The 19,824-nt window shown below is 41.3% G+C and carries 18 protein-coding genes; 13 read left to right on the top strand and 5 right to left on the bottom strand.

Annotation, left to right across the window (positions count from 1 at the left end; genetic code table 11):
• The first annotated feature begins 166 nt into the window (after positions 1-166).
• The 12 genes from DS2_RS14195 to mgtE all read left to right on the top strand — a co-directional run bounded on the left by DS2_RS14195 (position 167) and on the right by mgtE (position 9,376).
• Positions 167-1,153 (top strand): calcium/sodium antiporter, encoded by a 987-nt coding sequence (locus DS2_RS14195; RefSeq protein ID WP_035015492.1) that lies wholly within the window; start codon positions 167-169, stop codon positions 1,151-1,153.
• Positions 1,154-1,163: 10 nt separating this feature from the next.
• Positions 1,164-2,129, top strand: coding sequence for a KpsF/GutQ family sugar-phosphate isomerase (locus DS2_RS14190; RefSeq protein ID WP_035015491.1), 966 nt, complete (start codon positions 1,164-1,166; stop codon positions 2,127-2,129).
• The gene (kdsC, locus tag DS2_RS14185) at positions 2,129-2,680 is read left to right on the top strand and encodes a 3-deoxy-manno-octulosonate-8-phosphatase KdsC (RefSeq protein WP_035015490.1); all 552 of its coding nucleotides are present in this window, start codon (positions 2,129-2,131) and stop codon (positions 2,678-2,680) included. The genes DS2_RS14190 and kdsC overlap by 1 nt, the downstream gene beginning before the upstream one ends.
• Complete coding sequence (gene lptC / locus DS2_RS14180) at positions 2,677-3,231, top strand: LPS export ABC transporter periplasmic protein LptC (protein ID WP_035015489.1); 555 nt, start codon at positions 2,677-2,679, stop codon at positions 3,229-3,231. The genes kdsC and lptC overlap by 4 nt, the downstream gene beginning before the upstream one ends.
• The gene (gene lptA, locus DS2_RS14175; RefSeq protein WP_035015488.1) at positions 3,218-3,727 is read left to right on the top strand and encodes a lipopolysaccharide transport periplasmic protein LptA; all 510 of its coding nucleotides are present in this window, start codon (positions 3,218-3,220) and stop codon (positions 3,725-3,727) included. The genes lptC and lptA overlap by 14 nt, the downstream gene beginning before the upstream one ends.
• Positions 3,727-4,452 (top strand): LPS export ABC transporter ATP-binding protein, encoded by a 726-nt coding sequence (lptB, locus tag DS2_RS14170; protein ID WP_035015487.1) that lies wholly within the window; start codon positions 3,727-3,729, stop codon positions 4,450-4,452. Before lptA ends, lptB begins: the two co-directional genes overlap by 1 nt.
• Before the next feature lie 15 nt (positions 4,453-4,467).
• Positions 4,468-5,979: an RNA polymerase factor sigma-54 gene (locus DS2_RS14165; RefSeq protein WP_035015486.1), complete on the top strand. Its 1,512-nt coding sequence runs from the start codon at positions 4,468-4,470 to the stop codon at positions 5,977-5,979.
• Between the two features lie 27 nt (positions 5,980-6,006).
• Positions 6,007-6,294 (top strand): ribosome hibernation promoting factor, encoded by a 288-nt coding sequence (gene hpf, locus DS2_RS14160; protein ID WP_035015485.1) that lies wholly within the window; start codon positions 6,007-6,009, stop codon positions 6,292-6,294.
• Positions 6,294-6,740 carry a PTS IIA-like nitrogen regulatory protein PtsN gene (gene ptsN / locus DS2_RS14155; protein ID WP_035015484.1) on the top strand — a complete coding sequence of 149 codons (447 nt, stop codon included), beginning with the start codon at positions 6,294-6,296 and terminating at the stop codon, positions 6,738-6,740. Before hpf ends, ptsN begins: the two co-directional genes overlap by 1 nt.
• Positions 6,741-6,743: 3 nt before the next feature.
• Entirely contained in the window at positions 6,744-7,607 is an 864-nt protein-coding gene (gene rapZ, locus DS2_RS14150) for an RNase adapter RapZ (protein ID WP_035015483.1), read from the top strand.
• A 46-nt stretch (positions 7,608-7,653) separates the two neighbouring features.
• A complete protein-coding gene (locus tag DS2_RS14145; RefSeq protein WP_035015482.1) occupies positions 7,654-7,926 on the top strand; it encodes an HPr family phosphocarrier protein in 273 nt (90 codons plus the stop codon).
• A gap of 91 nt (positions 7,927-8,017) precedes the next feature.
• Positions 8,018-9,376, top strand: coding sequence for a magnesium transporter (mgtE, locus tag DS2_RS14140; RefSeq protein ID WP_035015481.1), 1,359 nt, complete (start codon positions 8,018-8,020; stop codon positions 9,374-9,376).
• Positions 9,377-9,445: 69 nt separating this feature from the next.
• On the opposite strand, the gene pulA is transcribed toward mgtE, so the two are convergent.
• The 5 genes from pulA to DS2_RS14115 all read right to left on the bottom strand — a co-directional run bounded on the left by pulA (position 9,446) and on the right by DS2_RS14115 (position 17,631).
• Complete coding sequence (pulA, locus tag DS2_RS14135) at positions 9,446-12,259, bottom strand: pullulanase-type alpha-1,6-glucosidase (protein WP_051479897.1); 2,814 nt, start codon at positions 12,257-12,259, stop codon at positions 9,446-9,448.
• Positions 12,260-12,313: 54 nt separating this feature from the next.
• Positions 12,314-12,523 (bottom strand): DUF4250 domain-containing protein, encoded by a 210-nt coding sequence (locus DS2_RS14130; RefSeq protein WP_035015480.1) that lies wholly within the window; start codon positions 12,521-12,523, stop codon positions 12,314-12,316.
• A 28-nt stretch (positions 12,524-12,551) separates the two neighbouring features.
• Entirely contained in the window at positions 12,552-12,761 is a 210-nt protein-coding gene (locus DS2_RS14125; protein WP_035015479.1) for a DUF2061 domain-containing protein, read from the bottom strand.
• 202 nt (positions 12,762-12,963) lie between these two features.
• Positions 12,964-14,523, bottom strand: coding sequence for a sodium/sugar symporter (locus tag DS2_RS14120; RefSeq protein WP_035015478.1), 1,560 nt, complete (start codon positions 14,521-14,523; stop codon positions 12,964-12,966).
• 147 nt (positions 14,524-14,670) lie between these two features.
• On the bottom strand, positions 14,671-17,631 hold the full coding sequence (locus tag DS2_RS14115) for a hypothetical protein (protein WP_035015477.1): 2,961 nt from the start codon (positions 17,629-17,631) through the stop codon (positions 14,671-14,673).
• Positions 17,632-17,833: 202 nt separating this feature from the next.
• Here DS2_RS14115 and DS2_RS14110 point away from each other — a divergent pair, with 202 nt between their 5' ends.
• Positions 17,834-19,780 carry an alpha/beta hydrolase family protein gene (locus tag DS2_RS14110; RefSeq protein WP_081754289.1) on the top strand — a complete coding sequence of 649 codons (1,947 nt, stop codon included), beginning with the start codon at positions 17,834-17,836 and terminating at the stop codon, positions 19,778-19,780.
• Positions 19,781-19,824 lie beyond the last annotated feature (44 nt).

Genomic DNA, 19,824 nt, shown 5'->3' with positions numbered 1-19,824 from the left:
TTCTAGCAAATATATAGTTAAGTAAAATCAAAAATGTCACATTCCCAGCAGCAATGCTAAATATTTGCTGCGAATGTAGCTAAAATTCAATGACATCATGCATATTAAACTAATTTGGGTATAATGACCGCACCGCCAAAGGATAGCTTTCAAAATTAAGGTCTTTATGCTCGAAAATGTCATTATTATGCTTGTCAGTTTAGCGGCTCTAATGTGGAGCGCTGACAAATTTGTTTACGGAGCAGCAGCACTTGCACGCAATCTAGGCTTATCTCCGCTGATTATAGGACTGACAATTGTTGCTATGGGTTCCTCAGCACCTGAAATGATGGTTGCGGCAACTGCGTCAATGGCCGACAAGCCCGATACTGCCATAGGTAATGTCATTGGTTCAAACATCACCAACATCACGCTTGTTTTGGGGGTGACTGCGCTATTAAAGCCAATGTTGGTTGGCTCGGTAGCAGTTAGACGTGAATTACCAATTATTTTAGCCACCTCACTTGTCGCGGTTTATTTTATTTACGATTTACAATTTACTCGCACCGAAGGCATCTTACTAGCGATTTTATTTGTACTGACCATTGGTTACCTGGCGTATGCATCAATTCATAAAACGCCAGAACAAGCCGCTAGCCCTGATTTATATGAAGACGAATTAAGTGATGATGTTCCAGAAGGCGTCCCCGTATATATGGCCGTTATATGGCTGATTATTGGACTAGCAATTTTATTATTAAGCTCTGATTTTTTGGTCGATTCCGCGGTTTTTATTGCCAAAGAATTCGGCATCAGTGATTTAGTTATTGGCTTAACCATTATTGCAATCGGCACTTCGCTACCTGAACTAGCGGCGTCTATTGCAGGTGTCATTAAAGGTGAAGATGATCTAGCGCTCGGTAATATTGTTGGTTCAAATATTTTTAATGCACTGGCGGTATTGTGTATCCCAGGCATTATTGCTCCGGGGGCGGTCGACCCTTCAGCTGTAACACGTGATTCATTGGTCATGATAGCCGTAACTGTTTTGTTAATCTTAATGGCTATCGGTATTAGCAAAGGGCCAAGAAGCATCAACCGTATTGAAGGTGGAATATTATTAGCCTGCTTTATTGCATATCAGTATGTTTTGTTTGGTTTAGCAAACGGGTAAATAAAGTTAAATGAGCGATTTTTTAGACAGCGCTAGACGCGTCATTCAAATTGAACAAGATGCACTTAGCAAGTTACTAACCGATTTAGACCAAAACGTTGAATTGGCTTGTCAAACATTACTAGATTGCCAAGGAAAGATTGTGGTCACAGGTATTGGCAAATCAGGTCATGTTGGACGCAAAATAGCGGCAACCCTAGCCAGCACAGGTTCACCAGCCTTTTTTGTTCATCCAGCCGAAGCTAGCCATGGAGATTTGGGCATGATTAGCAAACAAGATGTCGTGCTGGCTTTGTCTAATTCAGGCGAGAGCCAAGAGCTATTAACAATATTACCTGTGATCAAACGCATTGGCGCCAAGTTGATTTCTATCTCCGCCAATGCACAGTCTAGTTTAGCGCAGTATTCAGATGTGCATATACTGGTTAAAGTTGCCCAAGAAGCTTGCCCATTAGGTTTAGCGCCGACCGCCAGTACCACTGCAGCATTAGTCATGGGTGACGCAATTGCCGTCGCTTTGCTGGCAGCCCGAAAGTTTTCAGCCGAAGACTTTGCCGTGTCTCATCCGCTGGGCAGCTTAGGTCGAAAATTACTGCTGCGAGTTGAAACTTTGATGCACGCTGACGATCAACTCCCTATCGTTGCAGAGCACGTCACTATAGCGGAAGCTTTGTTTGAAGTGTCGCAAAAGAGTTTAGGGTTTGTTGCAATCGTAAATGCACAAGGCCAACTCAGTGGTATTTATACCGATGGTGATTTACGCCGAACGCTCGACAAGCGCATAGACATTCATGCAACACCAATATGGCAGGTGATGACCAAAAATGCCATAACGGTCACCGCAGATATGCTTGCAGCCGAAGCACTTAAATTAATGGAAGAAAAGAAGGTCAATGGATTTGTTGTGGTTGATCAAAACAATCGACCAACGGGTGCAATAAACTTACATGACTTACTCAAAGCAAAGGTGCTTTAATGTTGTTTAACTCAATTTATGGACCAATCAAACAAAATATCGCTGAACAATTTAAACATACTAAACTGTTTATTTGCGACATTGATGGGGTATTTTCAGATGGCCGTATTTACCTAGGCAATCAAGGTGAAGAGCTTAAAGCTTTCCATACCCGTGATGGTTTTGGCATCAAAGCCATTATTAATGCAGGTATTCAAGTGGCGGTAATTACTGGCCGTAAATCAAATATTGTTGAAAAGCGCATGCAGTCGTTGGGTATACAACACATATACCAAGGACAAGAAGATAAACTACAAGCATACGCCAAATTAAAAAACACACTCAATATTACCGACGAGCAAGTCGCATATATTGGCGACGATGTCCCCGACCTAACCGTTATGCAAAAAGCGGGTTTAGCGATAGCCGTTGCAGATGCTCACCCAATTATTCAACAAATTAGTCATTATCAAACGCGAGTTCGAGGTGGTTTTGGTGCAGTGCGCGAGTGCTGCGATATCTTGTTGCAAACGCGCGGCGTATTAGAGCAAGCTCAAGGGATGAGTGTATGAAGCGACTATTGATATCAGTTTTGTGCATTATAGCCATTAGCCAATACTTTTGGTTGCAATGGAGTAGTCAACCTCAAGAAGTTGCAGAGTTTGACCGCGTCGCACTGCCTGACTATCAAATAACCGCACTGAATAGAACGGAATATGACCCAAATGGTCAAATTCATAGCAAACTGAGTGCTCAGTCGTTAGAACATTACCAAGAACTTGAATTTACCTATTTTCAGAACCCTAGATATATTCTATATTCGAGCAATCAACAACAGAGTTGGGTTATCAGTGCCAACGAAAGTGTAATTTATGACAATCGTCAGTTAGAACTAGAGGGTAAGGTTTCAGTTATGACCAACCAACCTGACGAGTGGTTTGATACACTGTATGTTAATCGACTCAATATGGATTTAACGGCTCAAACCATATCCACCAGTGCCAAAGTAACTGGCGTAGCGGATAAATTAACCTTTAGCGGCCAAGGTTTGAGAGGCAATTTAAAAACCCAAGAGTTTGAACTCGTGAACCAAGTACGGGCAGAATACTTTGTTAAACAATAAAATTATTACCCTATTGATGAGCTGTGTTATCAGTGCAAGCTGTTTGGCGCTAGAAAGTGACTTTAGCCAAAACATAGTAATAGACGCAAAAAAACAACAACTAGAAATTAAAACAAACACCTTAAGCTTTACCGGCGATGTCGAAGTTAAACAAGGCTCTTTGCGAATGAAAGCAGAGCGTTTAGAAGTGATTAAAGCCGACGAGCAAAACCCGAATAGCCAAGATATTTTGCGTGCAATTGGTTCACCTGCCACCTATAAACAAACGCTAGAAAGTGGTGAAACACTGGTCGCAACGGCAAAAAATATTCAGTATAAAGTCAAAGACCGAATCTTAACTTTGACAGGCAATGCAACCATCAGTCAACAAAGCAGCCAAGTGAGCGGCGATACCATAGAATACAACTTAGTTGAGCAAAAGCTCATTGCGTCTAGCAGCAATAAAGCGGGTCAAAAAGTACGAACTGTCTTAACACCAAAAGGTAGTGAAGAATAATGGCAAAGTTAATTGCAAGCAATTTAGCCAAGGCCTATAAAAAACGGCAGGTTGTAAAAAGCGTGTCGCTCCAAGTCGAGTCGGGCAGCATAGTCGGTTTACTTGGTCCAAATGGTGCTGGCAAAACAACCACCTTTTACATGATTGTTGGTCTAGTTGAGAATGATGCTGGGCAAATTTTCTTAGACGACAAAGACATGACCTACTATCCGATGCACGAAAGAGCAAGGGCTGGTGTGGGTTACTTACCGCAAGAATCATCTATATTTAGAAAGCTAACGGTCACACAAAATATTTATTCAATATTAGAAATGCGACCTGAACTTACTAAAGTGCAAAAACAAGCTAAACTAGAAGAGTTACTTGAAGAATTTCATATCACCCACATTAGAGATAGTCAGGGTATGGCTTTATCTGGTGGTGAAAGAAGGCGAGTAGAAATAGCCAGAGCATTAGCGGCTGATCCACAGTTTATTCTGCTGGACGAACCTTTTGCAGGCGTTGATCCAATATCAGTCATTGACATAAAAAGAATAATCACCCATCTTAAAGATAGAGGGTTAGGTGTATTAATAACAGACCACAATGTGCGCGAAACGCTCGATGTTTGTGAAAAGGCCTATATCGTCAGCCAAGGACAGTTAATCGCGTCTGGAGCCCCCAACGATGTGCTGAATAACAAACAAGTACGTAACGTATATTTAGGTGAACAATTTAAACTATAACGAATCGTCTAATTAATGAAACAAACTATTCAGTTAAAATTTGGTCAGCATTTAACTATGACCCCGCAATTGCAACAAGCGATACGCTTGCTGCAACTATCATCTCTTGATTTGCAACAAGAAATTCAAGAAGCACTTGATAGCAACCCATTACTCGATTCGGAAGAAAATCGAGAAGAGTTTGAATCATTAGATGCCATAAACGAAGCTAAGCAGCAAAAAGAAGAAAAGAGTACTAAAGAATCGACCGAACAATCAGATGATGCCGTGCCAGACAGCCGAGATGAGTTATCGCGTGAAGATATTCGTGAAGACTTAGCAACAGATAGCACATGGGATGATCACTTTACCCAAGGTACTGGTAGTGGCTCAAGCAGTGGCGGTGCAGCGCCTGACGACGACATGGTCTATCAGGGCGAAACCATTACCTCAATCCGCGATCACTTATTGTGGCAAATGGACTTAACCCCATTTTCGCCCGTTGACCGGGCAATCGCGATATCCATCATTGATGCAGTAGATGATTCAGGTTACCTAACTGTCAGCATTGAAGACATTATTGAAAGTTTAGGTATTGAAAGCCAAGAGATAGAAGACTTGGTGGAAATCGAAGAAGTAGAAGCAGTATTAAAACGCATTCAACTATTCGATCCAGTAGGTGTAGCATCGCGAGATACTAAAGAATGTTTATTGGTGCAGTTAAACCAATTTGCCCCAGACACACCGTATTTAAAAGAAACAAAAAAAGTCATTAAAAATTATATCGAACTTTTAGGCAATCGAGACTACCGAACTTTAGCAAGGAAGACTAGACTAAAAGAAGACGAGCTAAAAGAAGTGATGAAATTGATCCACAGCCTAAACCCAAGACCGGGTAATGCTGTGGTCGCCGAAGAAGCTCAGTACATAGTGCCAGATGTTGCGGTAAAAAAAGTCAAAGACGATTGGGTAGTTGAATTAAACCCAGACAGCATGCCTAGACTCAAGATTAATGCTGAATATGCGGCAATGAGTAAAACAGCACGCAATACGTCTGACTCACAATTTATTCGCTCGCACATGCAAGAAGCAAAATGGTTTATAAAAAGCCTTGAAAGTCGTAACGAAACTTTGTTAAAAGTAGCAAGGTGTATAGTTAAACAACAACAAGGTTTTTTTGAATACGGTGATGAAGCCATGAAACCCATGGTACTAAACGATGTTGCCGAAGAAGTAGAAATGCATGAGTCCACCATATCAAGGGTGACAACACAAAAGTATATGCACACACCACGTGGTATATTTGAGCTTAAATACTTCTTCTCTAGTCATGTAAGTACCGAAAATGGTGGTGAATGTTCATCAACCGCAATTCGAGCTTTAATAAAAAAATTGATTTCTGCTGAAAATACAGCAAAACCGTTAAGTGATAGCAAGATTGCAGAATTGCTAGCGGATCAAGGTATTAAGGTAGCTAGACGCACAATTGCCAAATACCGCGAGTCGTTGTCAATTCCGCCATCAAACCAACGTAAGAGCCTTCTTTAGAAGGCATAACCAAAAAGGAAAGAGCCTATGCAAATCAATTTAACTGGTCGTCATGTTGATATTACTGACTCACTTAGAGATTACGTCGACAACAAGTTTGCAAAGCTTGAGCGTCATTTTGACCACATCAATAACGTTTATGTTATCCTCAACGTTGAAAAACTAAACCAAATAGCAGAAGCAACGCTGCACTTAAACGGAGGCGAAGTTTTTGCAAATGCTGAGCACACGGACATGTATGCAGCGATTGATTCCTTGATAGACAAGCTGGACCGCCAAGTTATCAAGCACAAAGAGAAAATGAAACGTCATTAATGGACATTCAATCTTTTTTAACACAGGACTGCACTGAATGTGCAGTCACTGTTTCTAGCAAAAAGCGCATTATTGAACATATAGGTCAAATAGCCTCTCAACATATAGATGGTCTATCAGAGCAAGAAATTACCACAGCCTTGCTAAACCGAGAAAGGTTAGGCAGTACAGGTATTGGCAATGGTATCGCCCTTCCCCATGGTCGTTTGGCAAATACTACAACTGCAATCGCAGTACTGATAACCACTTCAAACCCGATAGATTACGACGCAATTGATAACCAACCGGTTAATGTTTTTTTTGCCTTATTAGTGCCTGAAGATCAATGCAATGAACATTTGAAGTCGTTAGCGGCTGTTGCAAAAAAACTTTCAGATAAAAGTATTTTAAAACGCATCAGAACAGCGCAAAATAACCAGGAACTTTATCAAGCCATTACGGAATAAATTATGTTACAGCTTGTCATACTGTCAGGTCGTTCGGGATCAGGTAAATCGACCGCTCTTGATCAACTTGAAGATGCAGGTTTTTATTGTGTCGACAACATCCCGATTCAACTTCTACCATTTTTACCTGACGCGCTAAAAGGTAAATACAGTCGAATTGCACTGAATTTAGACATACGAAATATCTCTGATTGGCAGCAAGATTTAAGCAATATCATTACTCAACTAAAAAGTGTTGCGGATGTCGTTGTTGTCTACATGGACTCGAGCAATCAGTCGTTATTGAAGCGTTACTCTGAAACACGCCGAGTGCATCCACTATCATTAATGCAGGCGGGTTTAAGCTTAGAAGAAGCAATTGTCGAAGAAGGTGATTTATTACGCCCTATTCGCGAGATGAGCGACCTGTTTATCGATACCAGCGAACTGAGCATTCATGATTTAAACAAGATCATTACCAATAAGGTTTTAAATAAAAAAGCGGGTCATTTACGCTTAGTTTTTCAGTCGTTTGGCTTTAAATTTGGCATTCCAACAGATGCAGATTACGTATTTGATGCGCGTTTTTTACCAAATCCTCATTGGGATGAAAACTTGCGTCCCCTGACTGGTTTAGACAGACCGGTACAAGAGTTTTTAAAACAGCATGATGAAGTACAAGCTTTTATCGATAAAATATCGAGCTGCATTGAAGATTGGCTGCCTATGTTGGAACAAAACAACCGCAGTTACGTAACCGTTGCAATAGGCTGTACTGGTGGTAAACATAGATCCGTCTATGTAACCGAATCACTGGGTTGGTACTTTGCTTCACGCCACTCAGACGTGGCAATTGTCCACCGCGAACAAAACAAACACGACAAATAATAAATTTAATTTTTTGCGGGCAAAAGTGCCTAGCCAGAGGTCATAAGTGCAGCTCAGTAAAAACTTACTTATAAAAAACAAATTAGGCCTACACGCCCGTGCAGCAACTCAGCTGGTTAAAGTGTCGCAAGCTTATCCCTGCGAAATTATTCTCGAATGTGATGGCAAATCGGCCAATGCGAATAGTGTAATGGGACTGTTGATGCTCGCTGGTGCAACTGGCACAGAGATAACAGTTCACTGCAATGGCGAACAAGCAGAACAAGCTTTGCAAGCCGTTGAAGATTTAATAAATGCTCGCTTTCACGAAGGCGAGTAAGTCTTTGTATTTTAAAGTAGCTTGCGTTCAATTCTTTCGTTAAACTAGGCTTATATCACTAGCAAAAACTGCCAAGGAGCATTGCAGTTAGATGCCTGAAGCATACGAGCAATCATTATCTAGCCAAACATTGCATGAACTAACCGCGTCACTCAACCGCGGCATGTTTGTGCACGTGCGTAATGCCTTGCATAATATGCCAGCCTGTGATGTTGCGTTTATCCTAGAGTCATCGCCAGTCAAATCACGTATGGCATTTTGGCAACTGGTTGACTCAGAATTCCACGGCGAAATTCTCGAAGAGCTGAGTGATGATGTTAGAAACAGCATCCTCAGACAAATGATGCCTGAAGCAGTTGCCGAAGCAACTGAAGGCATGGATACAGATGACCTTGCCGATGTTCTTCGTAGCCTGCCCGAACAACTTTATCAAGATGTCTTAAACTCGCTCGACGCGCAAGATAGACATAGAGCAGAAGCGGCACTGGCCTACGAAGAAGACACAGCTGGTTCGGTCATGAATACTGACACAGTGACCATCCGTCCAGATGTAACTGTAGAAGTTGTTTTGCGTTATTTGCGCCGTCGTGGCGAAGTCCCGGAAAATACCGATAGCCTCTATGTGGTCGACAAAGACGATTGCTTAATCGGCGACGTCAGCTTAGCTGGATTGATCACCTCTCAACCTGAAACTGTCATTGAACAGTTGATGAATACCGATCTTGTACCGATTCCGGCAACTATGCCTGAAACTGAAGCTGCGCAAATGTTTGAACGGCATAATTGGATTTCAGCTCCAGTTGTGAACGAACAAAACCACCTACTCGGTCGAATTACCATTGATGATATGGTTGATATCATACGTGAAGATGCAGAGCACTCTATGATGAGTATGGCGGGTTTAGATGATGAAGAAGATACCTTTGCCCCTGTTGTTGAAAGCACCCAAAAGCGCTCAATTTGGTTAGGGGTTAATTTATTAACCGCTTTATTGGCCGCGACGGTTTCAAACTTTTTTGAAGATGTGCTGAGCCAGTTAGCAGTTCTAGCAATTTTAAATACCATAGTTCCGAGCATGGGTGGTGTGGCAGGTAATCAAACATTAACCTTGGTGATTCGAGCTTTAGCTTTGGGGCATATTTCAGAGTCAAACACTCGCAGCTTATTAATTAAAGAGCTAACCATAGGTTTACTCAACGGCTTGATCTGGGCTGTGCTTATTGCGGGTATTGTCGGTATTTGGAAACAAGATTTTACCTTAGCTTGGATTATTGCCTTTGCTATGCTGATGAACATGATCGCCGCGGGTATTTCAGGTGTGACCATTCCACTTATTTTGAAGAAATTTAAAATCGATCCAGCACTAGCAGGTAGCGTTATTCTAACCACTGTCACCGATATTGTTGGCATCTTCGCTTTCTTAGGTACTGCTAGCTGGTTATTGATGTAGTTTGGGCTTGTATCATCTGCATGGCCAAACATTCTGCTTGGCCATACAACAACATAAATAGGCCAGAAACTAATCTTTATCTGTTGTGACAAATACTGCAACAGAAAGTCCAGGTACAACAAAACGACCATCTAGTGCTTTTGCCTGTTGTACACGCTTATCCACGCCATTTTTCTGCACAGGATGCAACTGATATAAGTTAGCTGACGGATACCTCAAATCAATTTGGTCGGCACCATGGTTAAAAACAACCATTAACGACTGGCGCTTATTCAGTACCGGTTCGCCAAAGAAGTCAGAGATTTTCATCGCAATTACCCCTTCGAGCGCATTTGGCCCAGTGTTGTGGAAAGTTACCTTATCCATCACTTGCTGTTCAGTCGTTAACCGAAATAACTTATTACCACTGCGAATGCGCAAAAACTCTTGAAAAACCTGCGCACTAAACTGAATATCAGCAGGCTTAACTAAATCACGTCCTTGATTTTCTTTTAACAAAGTACGGATCACATCCCAATTGTCTTTGTCTTTAACTTCAGGCGGTAACCCAACATGATAGTTATTCGATTGCATAGTGAAATCGACTGCATTAAACCAATCACCATAGTCATAACTATCTCGTAAAAACGACTTCGAACGCAACAGTTCAGATCCCATATGAATAAACGGAATCCCTTGGCCCATTAATGGATAAGCCAAAGCCAGTAGCTGCATCCTAACTCGATCTTCTGTTGCAACATCATACGGAATTCGATATTGATTGTTGTCCCATAAAGTTTGGTTGTCATGCTTAGACACATAATTTATCGTGTCGGCTGGGTCGCGAGCATAACCGGTTGGTGCACCTCCGTAGTCAACCTCGGCACCTGTCACCCATTTCCCTTGCTCATTTTTAAACTTAAAGTTCGCTAAATTACCTGCCAACCCAACACGCGCTTGATTCATCGACAACAAATACTCAGCTTCTTGTTTATCTTCAGGTTGTAATTCATTTGGCAATACATACAAGCCATTCGCTAACCCTTGACCACGACGTATCCATTCACCACCATCAAACGGCGCACCACCCCTAACAGCGTCACGCATACGGTCGGTAAATGTTCCGACTTCACTACCTGACAACTCGGTTTGGATCGCTTGAACAAACTGAGCATTGTTTGCAACCTCACCAAAGTTCCATCCCTCACCATAAAAGTAAGTATCAGGATCTACAGTTCTAACAGCTTCTCGCGCTTGAAGAATTAGTGCTTTAGGCTGGTGACCCATTAAGTCAAAACGAAAACCATCTATTTTATAATCTTGCGCCCAAACAATTAACGAATCGATCATTAACTTGCCCATCATCACCCGCTCGCTAGCAGTATTATCACAGCAAGTTGATTGTTCTATTGCACCAGTAATTGGGTTTAGCCTGTGGTAATAATTTGGCACAATTCTATCGAGAACAGATTTAGGATTTAAACCTGCTTGATAAGTATGGTTGTAGACAACATCCATAATCACTCTAAAGCCTAGACCATGCAGCGCTTGCACCATTTCTCTAAACTCAATGATCCGCGCACTGCCTTCAGGGTTGATAGCATAACTCCCCTCGGGTACTGTGTAGTGGTATGGGTCGTAACCCCAGTTGTATGGATCTGAGCCTCGAATTTTTTCGACCACAGCTTGCACATCACTAGACAAAGGATCCATGCTTGCAAAAACTTGCCTAATAGTTTGCTGTTGAATCTCGTCGCGGCTACATAAATGTATTTCCGCAAACATACGACATAACTCAGCAACGCTCTCGTCTAGTTCAATAACTTGTTGCGGTGTTTCGTTGATTGTACCTAAATCATAGGTCGGCAATAAATGCATTACATTCAGCCCAGCTTTGCGCAAGCTTTTTAGGTACCGAATAGAAGCAGAATCACTTTCTAAAAAGGCTTTGTATTTACCTTTGAACTGTGGATTCGATAACGTATTGTCCGAGGCACTAAAATCACGAATGTGCGATTCATAAATAATCAAATCTTCAGGAGCATCCACTTCAGGAACAAGGTGTGAACGCCAGCCTTTTGGCATTGTGTTTTCATCGGATAAATCAACAACCTGACTATATAAACTGTCTGTTGATAAACTTAACGAGTAAGGGTCTGTTGCTTGTGTGACCACAACATCCTGTTCAGATGGTTGGTACTGAGTGATTTGATATTTGTAGTACTTGCCTACAACAGAAGAGTCAAGTTCGGCAGACCACACCCCACTGATGTAATCAAACCCAAGTGTTACGGGTACGGGGCTAAATGGCGTTTTATCGGCATTATACAACAACAAACTGACTTGTTTGGCTAACGGTGCCCATAGTTTAAACGATACGTTATCTGCACCAACAACTGCACCTAGGTCAGACACCTCATTTGCATCATTCGGCCCACGAGTATACAAGTCGTCTATAACAAAGCCTGTTTGTACAGAATTGATGGCTAAAATGTTTTCATTATTATCAACTTGCACGACTACAGACTTGTCTCGTAGCCAATGTTTTGCTTCTATTTCGGTTATTGGCACTGAGAAGTTTGCAAAATCTTTAAGGTGTGGGTACAAACCTTTGGTTGTATCCGCGCGACTCATTAGTGGGATAGCGGAAGGCATAGCTTTTACGACAGATTGCTCAATTGGCAATGAGTAGTCATCAATTTTTATTAGATAAAGACTTTCTGTGCCTTCAACCACTTTAACTTTTAATTGATTGAGCGCAAGCCAATGAGCAGCAGCATTCACTTCAACCTTTGTCGTGGTTGTTGACGTTACAATTTGTTTGCTTTGCTCACAGCCAGTTAATGACAGTGCGAGCACTACGGCATAAATGAAACTTTGGGTTATTGTTTTTGGCTTATTCATGCTAGTTACAATTAATTTAAATAAATTTAACTAAGCATGCGTCATATTATTGAATCACGCAAATGCATACGTATGGAAAGAAAATTGATTGTGCTTTTTGTGGTATAGCACATTTATCTCGGCTAACCTTGCAACCAAAACATCTTTGTTTATGTCATATTCGCAACACAGCTCATCTAAATCAATTTGACTGTTACGAAGCTTCATATTGACAATAGACAACAATAAATTAACGTCCATGTTCTGATAATTATTTAAGTGCATAATCGCTCCTAGAAAGCCTCAGCTGAGGTTAGTTAGCAACTTGTACCTGTTGATCTGATACAAATACTTTGTTTTTAATTCGATTCCAAATTTTTTCATGGAAGTAGTAAGCAACTGTGTTTACCGCAGGCTCAACCATAGCGACAGCGCCACCTATGACAATATCTCCCGTTAATAACCAAGCTACCGCAAAGGCAACAGAAAAGTGCATAACAGCAAAAGTAATTGTTTTAATCATAACCAGTCTCCTAAACAGTGACCCAAACCGCTTGGGCATGTGTTAATAATAACGATTCGCATTTAATTTAAAATCAAACTGATTGAATCACGTTAATAGGAAAATACGATTAGATTATTTTTCACTCGATAAAAGCAAAAAGCCCATTTAGACTTAATCTAAATGGGCTTTAAAATCAGCGCAAAAGCTTAAAGGTAATTAACTACCACCAAGCGGCATACAAACCAGCAAGAATTAGCACACAGCCAACTGACGCAAGGTTAAATGTGGTTTTGGTATCGAAAGAAATACCGGCTAAATCAACACCTTTTTCACCTTTACCACCTTCTAAGTGTGAAATACCGATTGCCAAAGCAATACACAGTACAAACACTAAACCAACGCGATCCATAAATGGTAATTCAGGGAAGATAAATTTAAAGGCTAATGACAATACCGCAGAGCCAACTGCCGCAACTAATGCAGCATTCGCTGTGGTTTTCTTATAGAACAAACCTAATATAAATATCACACAGATACCTGGCGTGAAGAAACCAGTGAACTCTTGAATGTATTGGAAAGCCTGTTCGAAACCAGCTAACAAAGGTTTTGCAACTAACACCGCGATAGCTAACGATAATAAGCTGACCATACGGCCTACATTTACATAGTGAGATTGACTCGCATCTTTTTTCACATGCTTGTATAAATCCATGGTGAAAATAGTTGAGATACTATTAGTCATAGAAGCTACTGAAGAAACAATCGCTGCGATTAATGCAGCAAAGATTAAACCTTTTAAGCCTTCAGGCATCAAGGTCATCATCGCTGGGTATGCTTTGTCTGGGCGCTCTAAATCAGGCGCAATTAACACAGCACAAATACCAGGTAACACAACAATAATCGGCATTAAGATTTTTAAGTAAGCAGCAAAAGCAATACCTTTATGTGCTTCGTTAATATCTTTAGCCGCTAATGCACGTTGGATAATATATTGGTTAAAACCCCAATATGATAAGTTCATGATCCACATACCACCTAACAATACAGATAAACCCGGTAGGTCAATGTAGTTAGGGTGATCGCTTGCCAAAATCATATCGAATTTCTCTGGTGCTTGCTCAAGCAACATATCAAAACCAAGCATTGCCCCTTGGCCATCGGCAATCGTATCTAAACATATGTAAGTTAGGATAAAACCACCACCAACTAACAATACAACTTGGATAATGTCAGTGAAAGCTACCGCTTTTAAACCGCCATATAAAGAATAAGCGATAGAGAAAATAGCGATAAAGATCATGCCAAATAGTGCTGGCATGCCAGAGACAGTCTCAACCGCTAACCCGCCTAACCATAGAATACTGGTTAAATTAACCAACACATATACACCCAACCAGAAGGTTGCCATAACAGTACGGACGCGGCTATCGTATCTTTGTTCTAAAAACTGCGGCATGGTGTAAATGCCACGCTCAAGGAAAATAGGTAAAAAGTATTTACCAACAATCAATAAGGTAATTGCAGCCATCCACTCGTAGGACGCAATGGCTAAACCGATTGCAAAGCCAGAGCCTGACATGCCGATAATCTGTTCTGCAGAAATATTTGCTGCGATTAACGACGCACCAATAGCCCACCAAGGCAATGATTTACTTGCTAAAAAGTAGTCTTCAGTATTTTTTTGATGTGATTTTTCTTCTCTAGAAACCCAGAGCGCCAAAACCAACAGCCCTATGGCATAAAATATAAATATAGTTATGTCTAAATCTGTTAATTGCATATTTTGTGTTCTTCAATAAAGTAATATAGTTATTAATTTAAAGACGAGTCATATTTGATCTTCCGCCAAATAAATTCATCTTTACCGACCGATTAATTCCATACTCGGTTTGCCCATGTGTGCGTGAACCCAAAAGTTTCACAGGCGTTACTTTAATGGAAGTAACACAAATGTTACAGCATAAATATCAAACTTATTTGAAATCCCTTTCATTCCCCCCGCTGCAGTGTAAGTTTTATTACTTTGTAGATAACTCATATTGTAAAAGTCGTGTAAGTGCAGTTTATAGTCACCTGCTGCTAATTCTATTTCGACTGGCGTAGATAAATTATCACCAAATTGAGTTTTGTCGACGCGAGTATGCGGGAATTGCACCGCAGCCTGCTTAACGCTTTGTTGGTTTGAACTATTGACAACCTCTAACCATTTAACGCCATTGCTAATACCTAAATTAATTGCGTTGGCTGGGTTATGGTAATTAAATTGAATGGCATATTTGCCAGGTTGGTCGATGCTAAAGTGCACTTGAAGCGTATCATCTGCTTCTCCCCACTGGCTGAATATTAGTTGCTCACCCAGTATTTTTTTCGGCTTATTACTTTGTATGCGCTGATCAGCCACAGGAATTTGCATACGCTCACCCATACATACAACTTCAGATAAATGCGATTGATTTTGGCTTTTAACAAAACGTGCGGCGACTGCATAACAGTGAGCTTGCTGCGCCTGCCCTTTATCTAGCCATTGGCTTACACCTGCACCAGCAGGTACACGAGTTAATAAATTGCCATCACGATAAATTTCATATTCAATTGCCGCACTGGTTAGGTTTGCATTGCCTTTATCTTCAATTTGAATAACATAATCGTTTGCTTTTGCCACAACAGATAATTTAGGCTCAAGCGGTGCATATACCAGAGGGTCAAATGCTAAAGGCTCTGAATCGACGAGGTTGATGTTATTGTCGACTGTGTTGTCCAACACCAATTCAATTTCAATTAAATTATGTTGTTTCAGCGCTTGCTCAACTAGAACGCCACTGTGCGCTAACCCATTAACCTTGACGCGATTAACCACATAAGCTCCAAACTTTTTATTTGAAGGTGCAAACTTCAACTGTAGATCAAATTGTTTACCGCGCCACTGATAATTGATCAAATTAATCACCTGGCTATGTTTAAACCATTGATCTTTAAAAGACTTTGGAATAAACGGTCTAAACTCAATACCTTGCTGGCTGGGCTGGGCCCCAAAAATAGTATTACTGACTAAATTCAAGTAAGCCGCCACTGACCACAACTGACGTTTAGAATTAATCACAGGGCCCGACAATTGAGGATGAGTTTTATCTAACAAAATAGGCTCAGAACTCAACCATTCTAAGTTTTCCATGTTAGACAAATTTAACGCCGCGGCACGAGTTAATGTATCTAAAGCGGCTTGTGTTACAGCAACATTCTTACCTTTTACTGCGGCATTTAAACCATAGGCAGTTACAAATGGCCAAATAGCTCGATTGTGGTAAACGGGAATATTCGGCTGTTGTGGAAATATAACTGCAGCGCCCATCGGGCCATGAGGATACGAACTTAAAATAGCACGCGCTTGCTCGTCTGATGCAATACCAGTAACTATCGCGAGTGACTGGCCCAACCAATCAAATTTCTCTAACGCGACTTTGTGATAATGGCCACTTGTTAAACTTGAATACAAGCCTTTTTCTTCCAACCATAAATGCTGATTGATTGCATTTTTGAGCGCTGACGCCCAACCTTTGTACTTCTTAGCTGCCGGAACATCACCTAACTGACCCGCTAAATCAGCAGCCAATACTAGCGCTTGGTAGTGCCCTGCATTCGTCGATAACGAAATAGCAGTCGACATTGAACTTAAGTCATCCACTATCCAACTGGCATAACTTTGTTCACGCCAATCTAAAAACGACTGCTCGCCGAGATACAAACCAAGATGACTATCAAACGCTACCAATCGGTCGTTTTCAATTGTATTGACCAAAGCAGTAAATGCTTTTCTAGCAAACTGGCTACGCTGCGGTTCAGCTAAATTAGCTAACAAAGCCGTTGCACCAAATGCCCAGGTCATACGATCTGTGCTGACAGGCCAACTCCCACCACTACCAGTATCTTGAATAATTTGTGTATACGGCGCATTACCCGCTAAAAATGGGCTAATAGGTGCTGATGCCCGTAAGTTTGAAACTTTAAACAGCAGTGAGTTTTCTACCCGCTGCGCGTCGAATTGAGCCAAGCTCAGATGTGCTGCATACGACAGATCACGTGTCCAAACATAGTTCCACTTTTCGCCTGTTTCAAAGCAGCTGCAGTCTATCGCTTGGCCATTGTTATAATTACCATCTTTAATTTGCTCAACACTATTTAGTTTCATTTCATCAACCGCCAAAGCAAACAAAGCATCAAATGCTATATTGCCACTTCGAACTCTAGGATGAGCAATATCTTCTTGGTAACGACTATAAGAAGGCACAGGATCGCGCAGCGATTGAGTGGTTGAATGAACGTACTCTCGTAAGCCATTATTGGTTGCTTTAGCGGAAAACACCGCCTCAACTTTTTCACCATTGAAACGATTAAACTCCAAACTGGTCATTTCGCCGTAGTGCGGGGGCGGGGTCTTTGCGCTATCTGCTGACAAAAGCTTAACCAAAAGTTTTGGCTGATTAGCTTGTGTAATATCTAAAGTAAATTGATATAGGCCGCGCGTTTCAATAAATAAACTATCTTCTTCACCACCTGCAGTGTTTAACCGATACGATTTATTTAATTCAACTAGCTGGTTTTCATGCGCAGACACCACCCAAGCAAATGACCAATCAGCAGGAGCTAGCTTGAATCCATGATTGCCCATGGTAATTTTAGTTTTTGCGACATAAATGCCTGCTTGCTCGGTACGGTCAAACGCGGTTGCGGTACTCCAACCATTAAAGCCACCGCGTAGATAAATTGTTTGTGCTTGATGATTAATAGCAGATTCATCCATTGTAGGGCTCGTTTGAATACAGCCAACTAATGCGACCACAATCAAGATGTATTTTACCAAGCCTAGTCCAAGCGAACGACTTTTGCGCATAGTAACCTCAAAAACACTCTATTGTTCTAAAGGATAGATCCTAATATCAACATTGCGTTAACATCAATTAGCTGCATACGTATTCAACATGAACTCTAGCAGAAAGCTCGCTTGCCAGAATGCAGGTAGCTCAAATTTAACCCTTCTATATTTGACCATTTATACTTACAATATCAACAAAAGTATTTTACAAAAAAACAAAATGGACAAATTACTCCCCGCCCAAATTAAAAAATCGCTGTTTGCGCTTGCTTTGTTACCACTATTCGCACTTGCAAACCCAAGCAACTCAACTTGGTTACCCACCAAAACCTTTGCATCCAAGCCAGATGTGTCACATGTGAGTGTTTCACCTGACGGTAAGCACATTGCTTCGTTAGTTAGAATAGACACCGAGAATAAACAAGGTACTGCGATTAACCTGTACAACTTTGCAACACAAGAGCGGACATTTCCCGTTTTTGTTGAAGACAAAAAATTTGTAATTAGCGATATTTTTTGGGCAAACAATGATAATTTACTAGTCGAAGCTAAATTTGCCTCAAGCGTGCGCGGAACACCAATCACCGAACTTCACTTGATGAAATACGACCTGCGCAGCAAAAAGCTTAAAGCGGCAATCCCCAACTCGTTTATGCAACGCTTAAGCTATATCCCCAACATACGCAGCAACGTAATCGACATATTGCCTGATGACCCCAAACATTTTTTATTACAAATTGCCGGTCATATGCATGAGGGTGAACCGAGTGTGGCTAAAGTAGCTTTAGAACGTGGCGGCAACACTCACTATGTTCAACCCGCCGAGCATGACATTTTTGATTGGCAAACCGATAGGCAGGGCAATGTACGAATTGCCATTGCAAAAAAAGACGGCGTATTCACCATTTACCACGTCCCTATTGGCAAAGATAGTAAAAGCGATTTTGAGAAACTATGGACATTTGAAGCCTTTAGCGACAAAGCGATTTGGCCAATAGGCTTTGGTTATGAAAAAAACCAATTGTACGTAAAAGCTTTGCATCAAGGGTATGACGCTGTATTTAAAGTGGATTTAACCAGCAAACACCGAGCGTTAGAGTTAGTCAAAGCAAGAGAAGGTCGAGACGTTACTGGGCACCTTCGTTATTCAAGAAAACTCAAGCAAGTCATTGGTGTTGGCGATTACATATGGAGTGACGAGGCTCGAAAATTTAATGATGCTATCAACAAAGCGTTACCAGACTTAGACAATCATATTGTAAGCATGAGTGAAGACGAAAATAACTATGTAGTGCTAGCGACCTCAGACACAGAGCCTGGCATCTATCTAATGGGCGACCGTAACAAGAAAATGATGGAAGTACTGGCTTATCGCTACAATGCACTTACACCAGAAGTGCTCGCTGAGAAAAAGCCGATTAGCTATCAAGCTCGTGATGGATTAACCATACATGGTTACCTAACCAAACCTAAACACGCCCAGGAAGGGCAAAAGCTCCCCATAATCATTCACCCACATGGCGGTCCAATCACATTTGATGGTGATGGTTTTGACTATTGGACACAGTTTTTTGCTAACCGTGGGTATGCGGTATTACAAATGAACTTTAGAGGCTCGTACGGCTATGGTTTCGATTTCTTAAAACAAGGTATACAAGCTTGGGGACAAGCGATGCAGGACGATGTTGAAGACGCAACTCGCTGGGCAATAAAACAAGGCATAGCAGACCCAGACAAAATTTGCATAGTTGGTGCTAGCTATGGCGGATACGCTGCATTAATGGGCGCGATAAAAACACCAGACCTATACAAATGTGCCATCAGCTTTGCAGGGGTAACCGATGTCGAAGCGCTGGTAAAAAGCAGCCGCAATTTCACCAATTACGACATTGTCAAAAAGCAAGTGGGAGACGATTTTGACCAACTTTGGCAAAACTCTCCTTTAAAACATGCACAGAAGATTAATATCCCGGTACTGCTTATTCATGGCAATAAAGACAGAGTCGTGCGTTTTGAACAAAGTGAAGATATGTATGATGAGCTAAAAGACGCCAACAAAGAAGTAAAATTAGTTGAATTAGAAAAAGGCGACCATTACTTGTCGAATGAACAACATAGGCTGACAACCTTTACTGAAATGGAAAGTTTCTTGCAAAGGTTTTTATGAGTAAGCAATGATAGGTAAGAGCCTTAAGGGCAAGTATTTAATTG

It is taken from the genome of Catenovulum agarivorans DS-2 (assembly GCF_000568405.1).
In the GTDB taxonomy this organism is placed as follows: domain Bacteria; phylum Pseudomonadota; class Gammaproteobacteria; order Enterobacterales; family Alteromonadaceae; genus Catenovulum; species Catenovulum agarivorans_A.
This window is presented reverse-complemented; position numbering and strand designations above follow the sequence as displayed.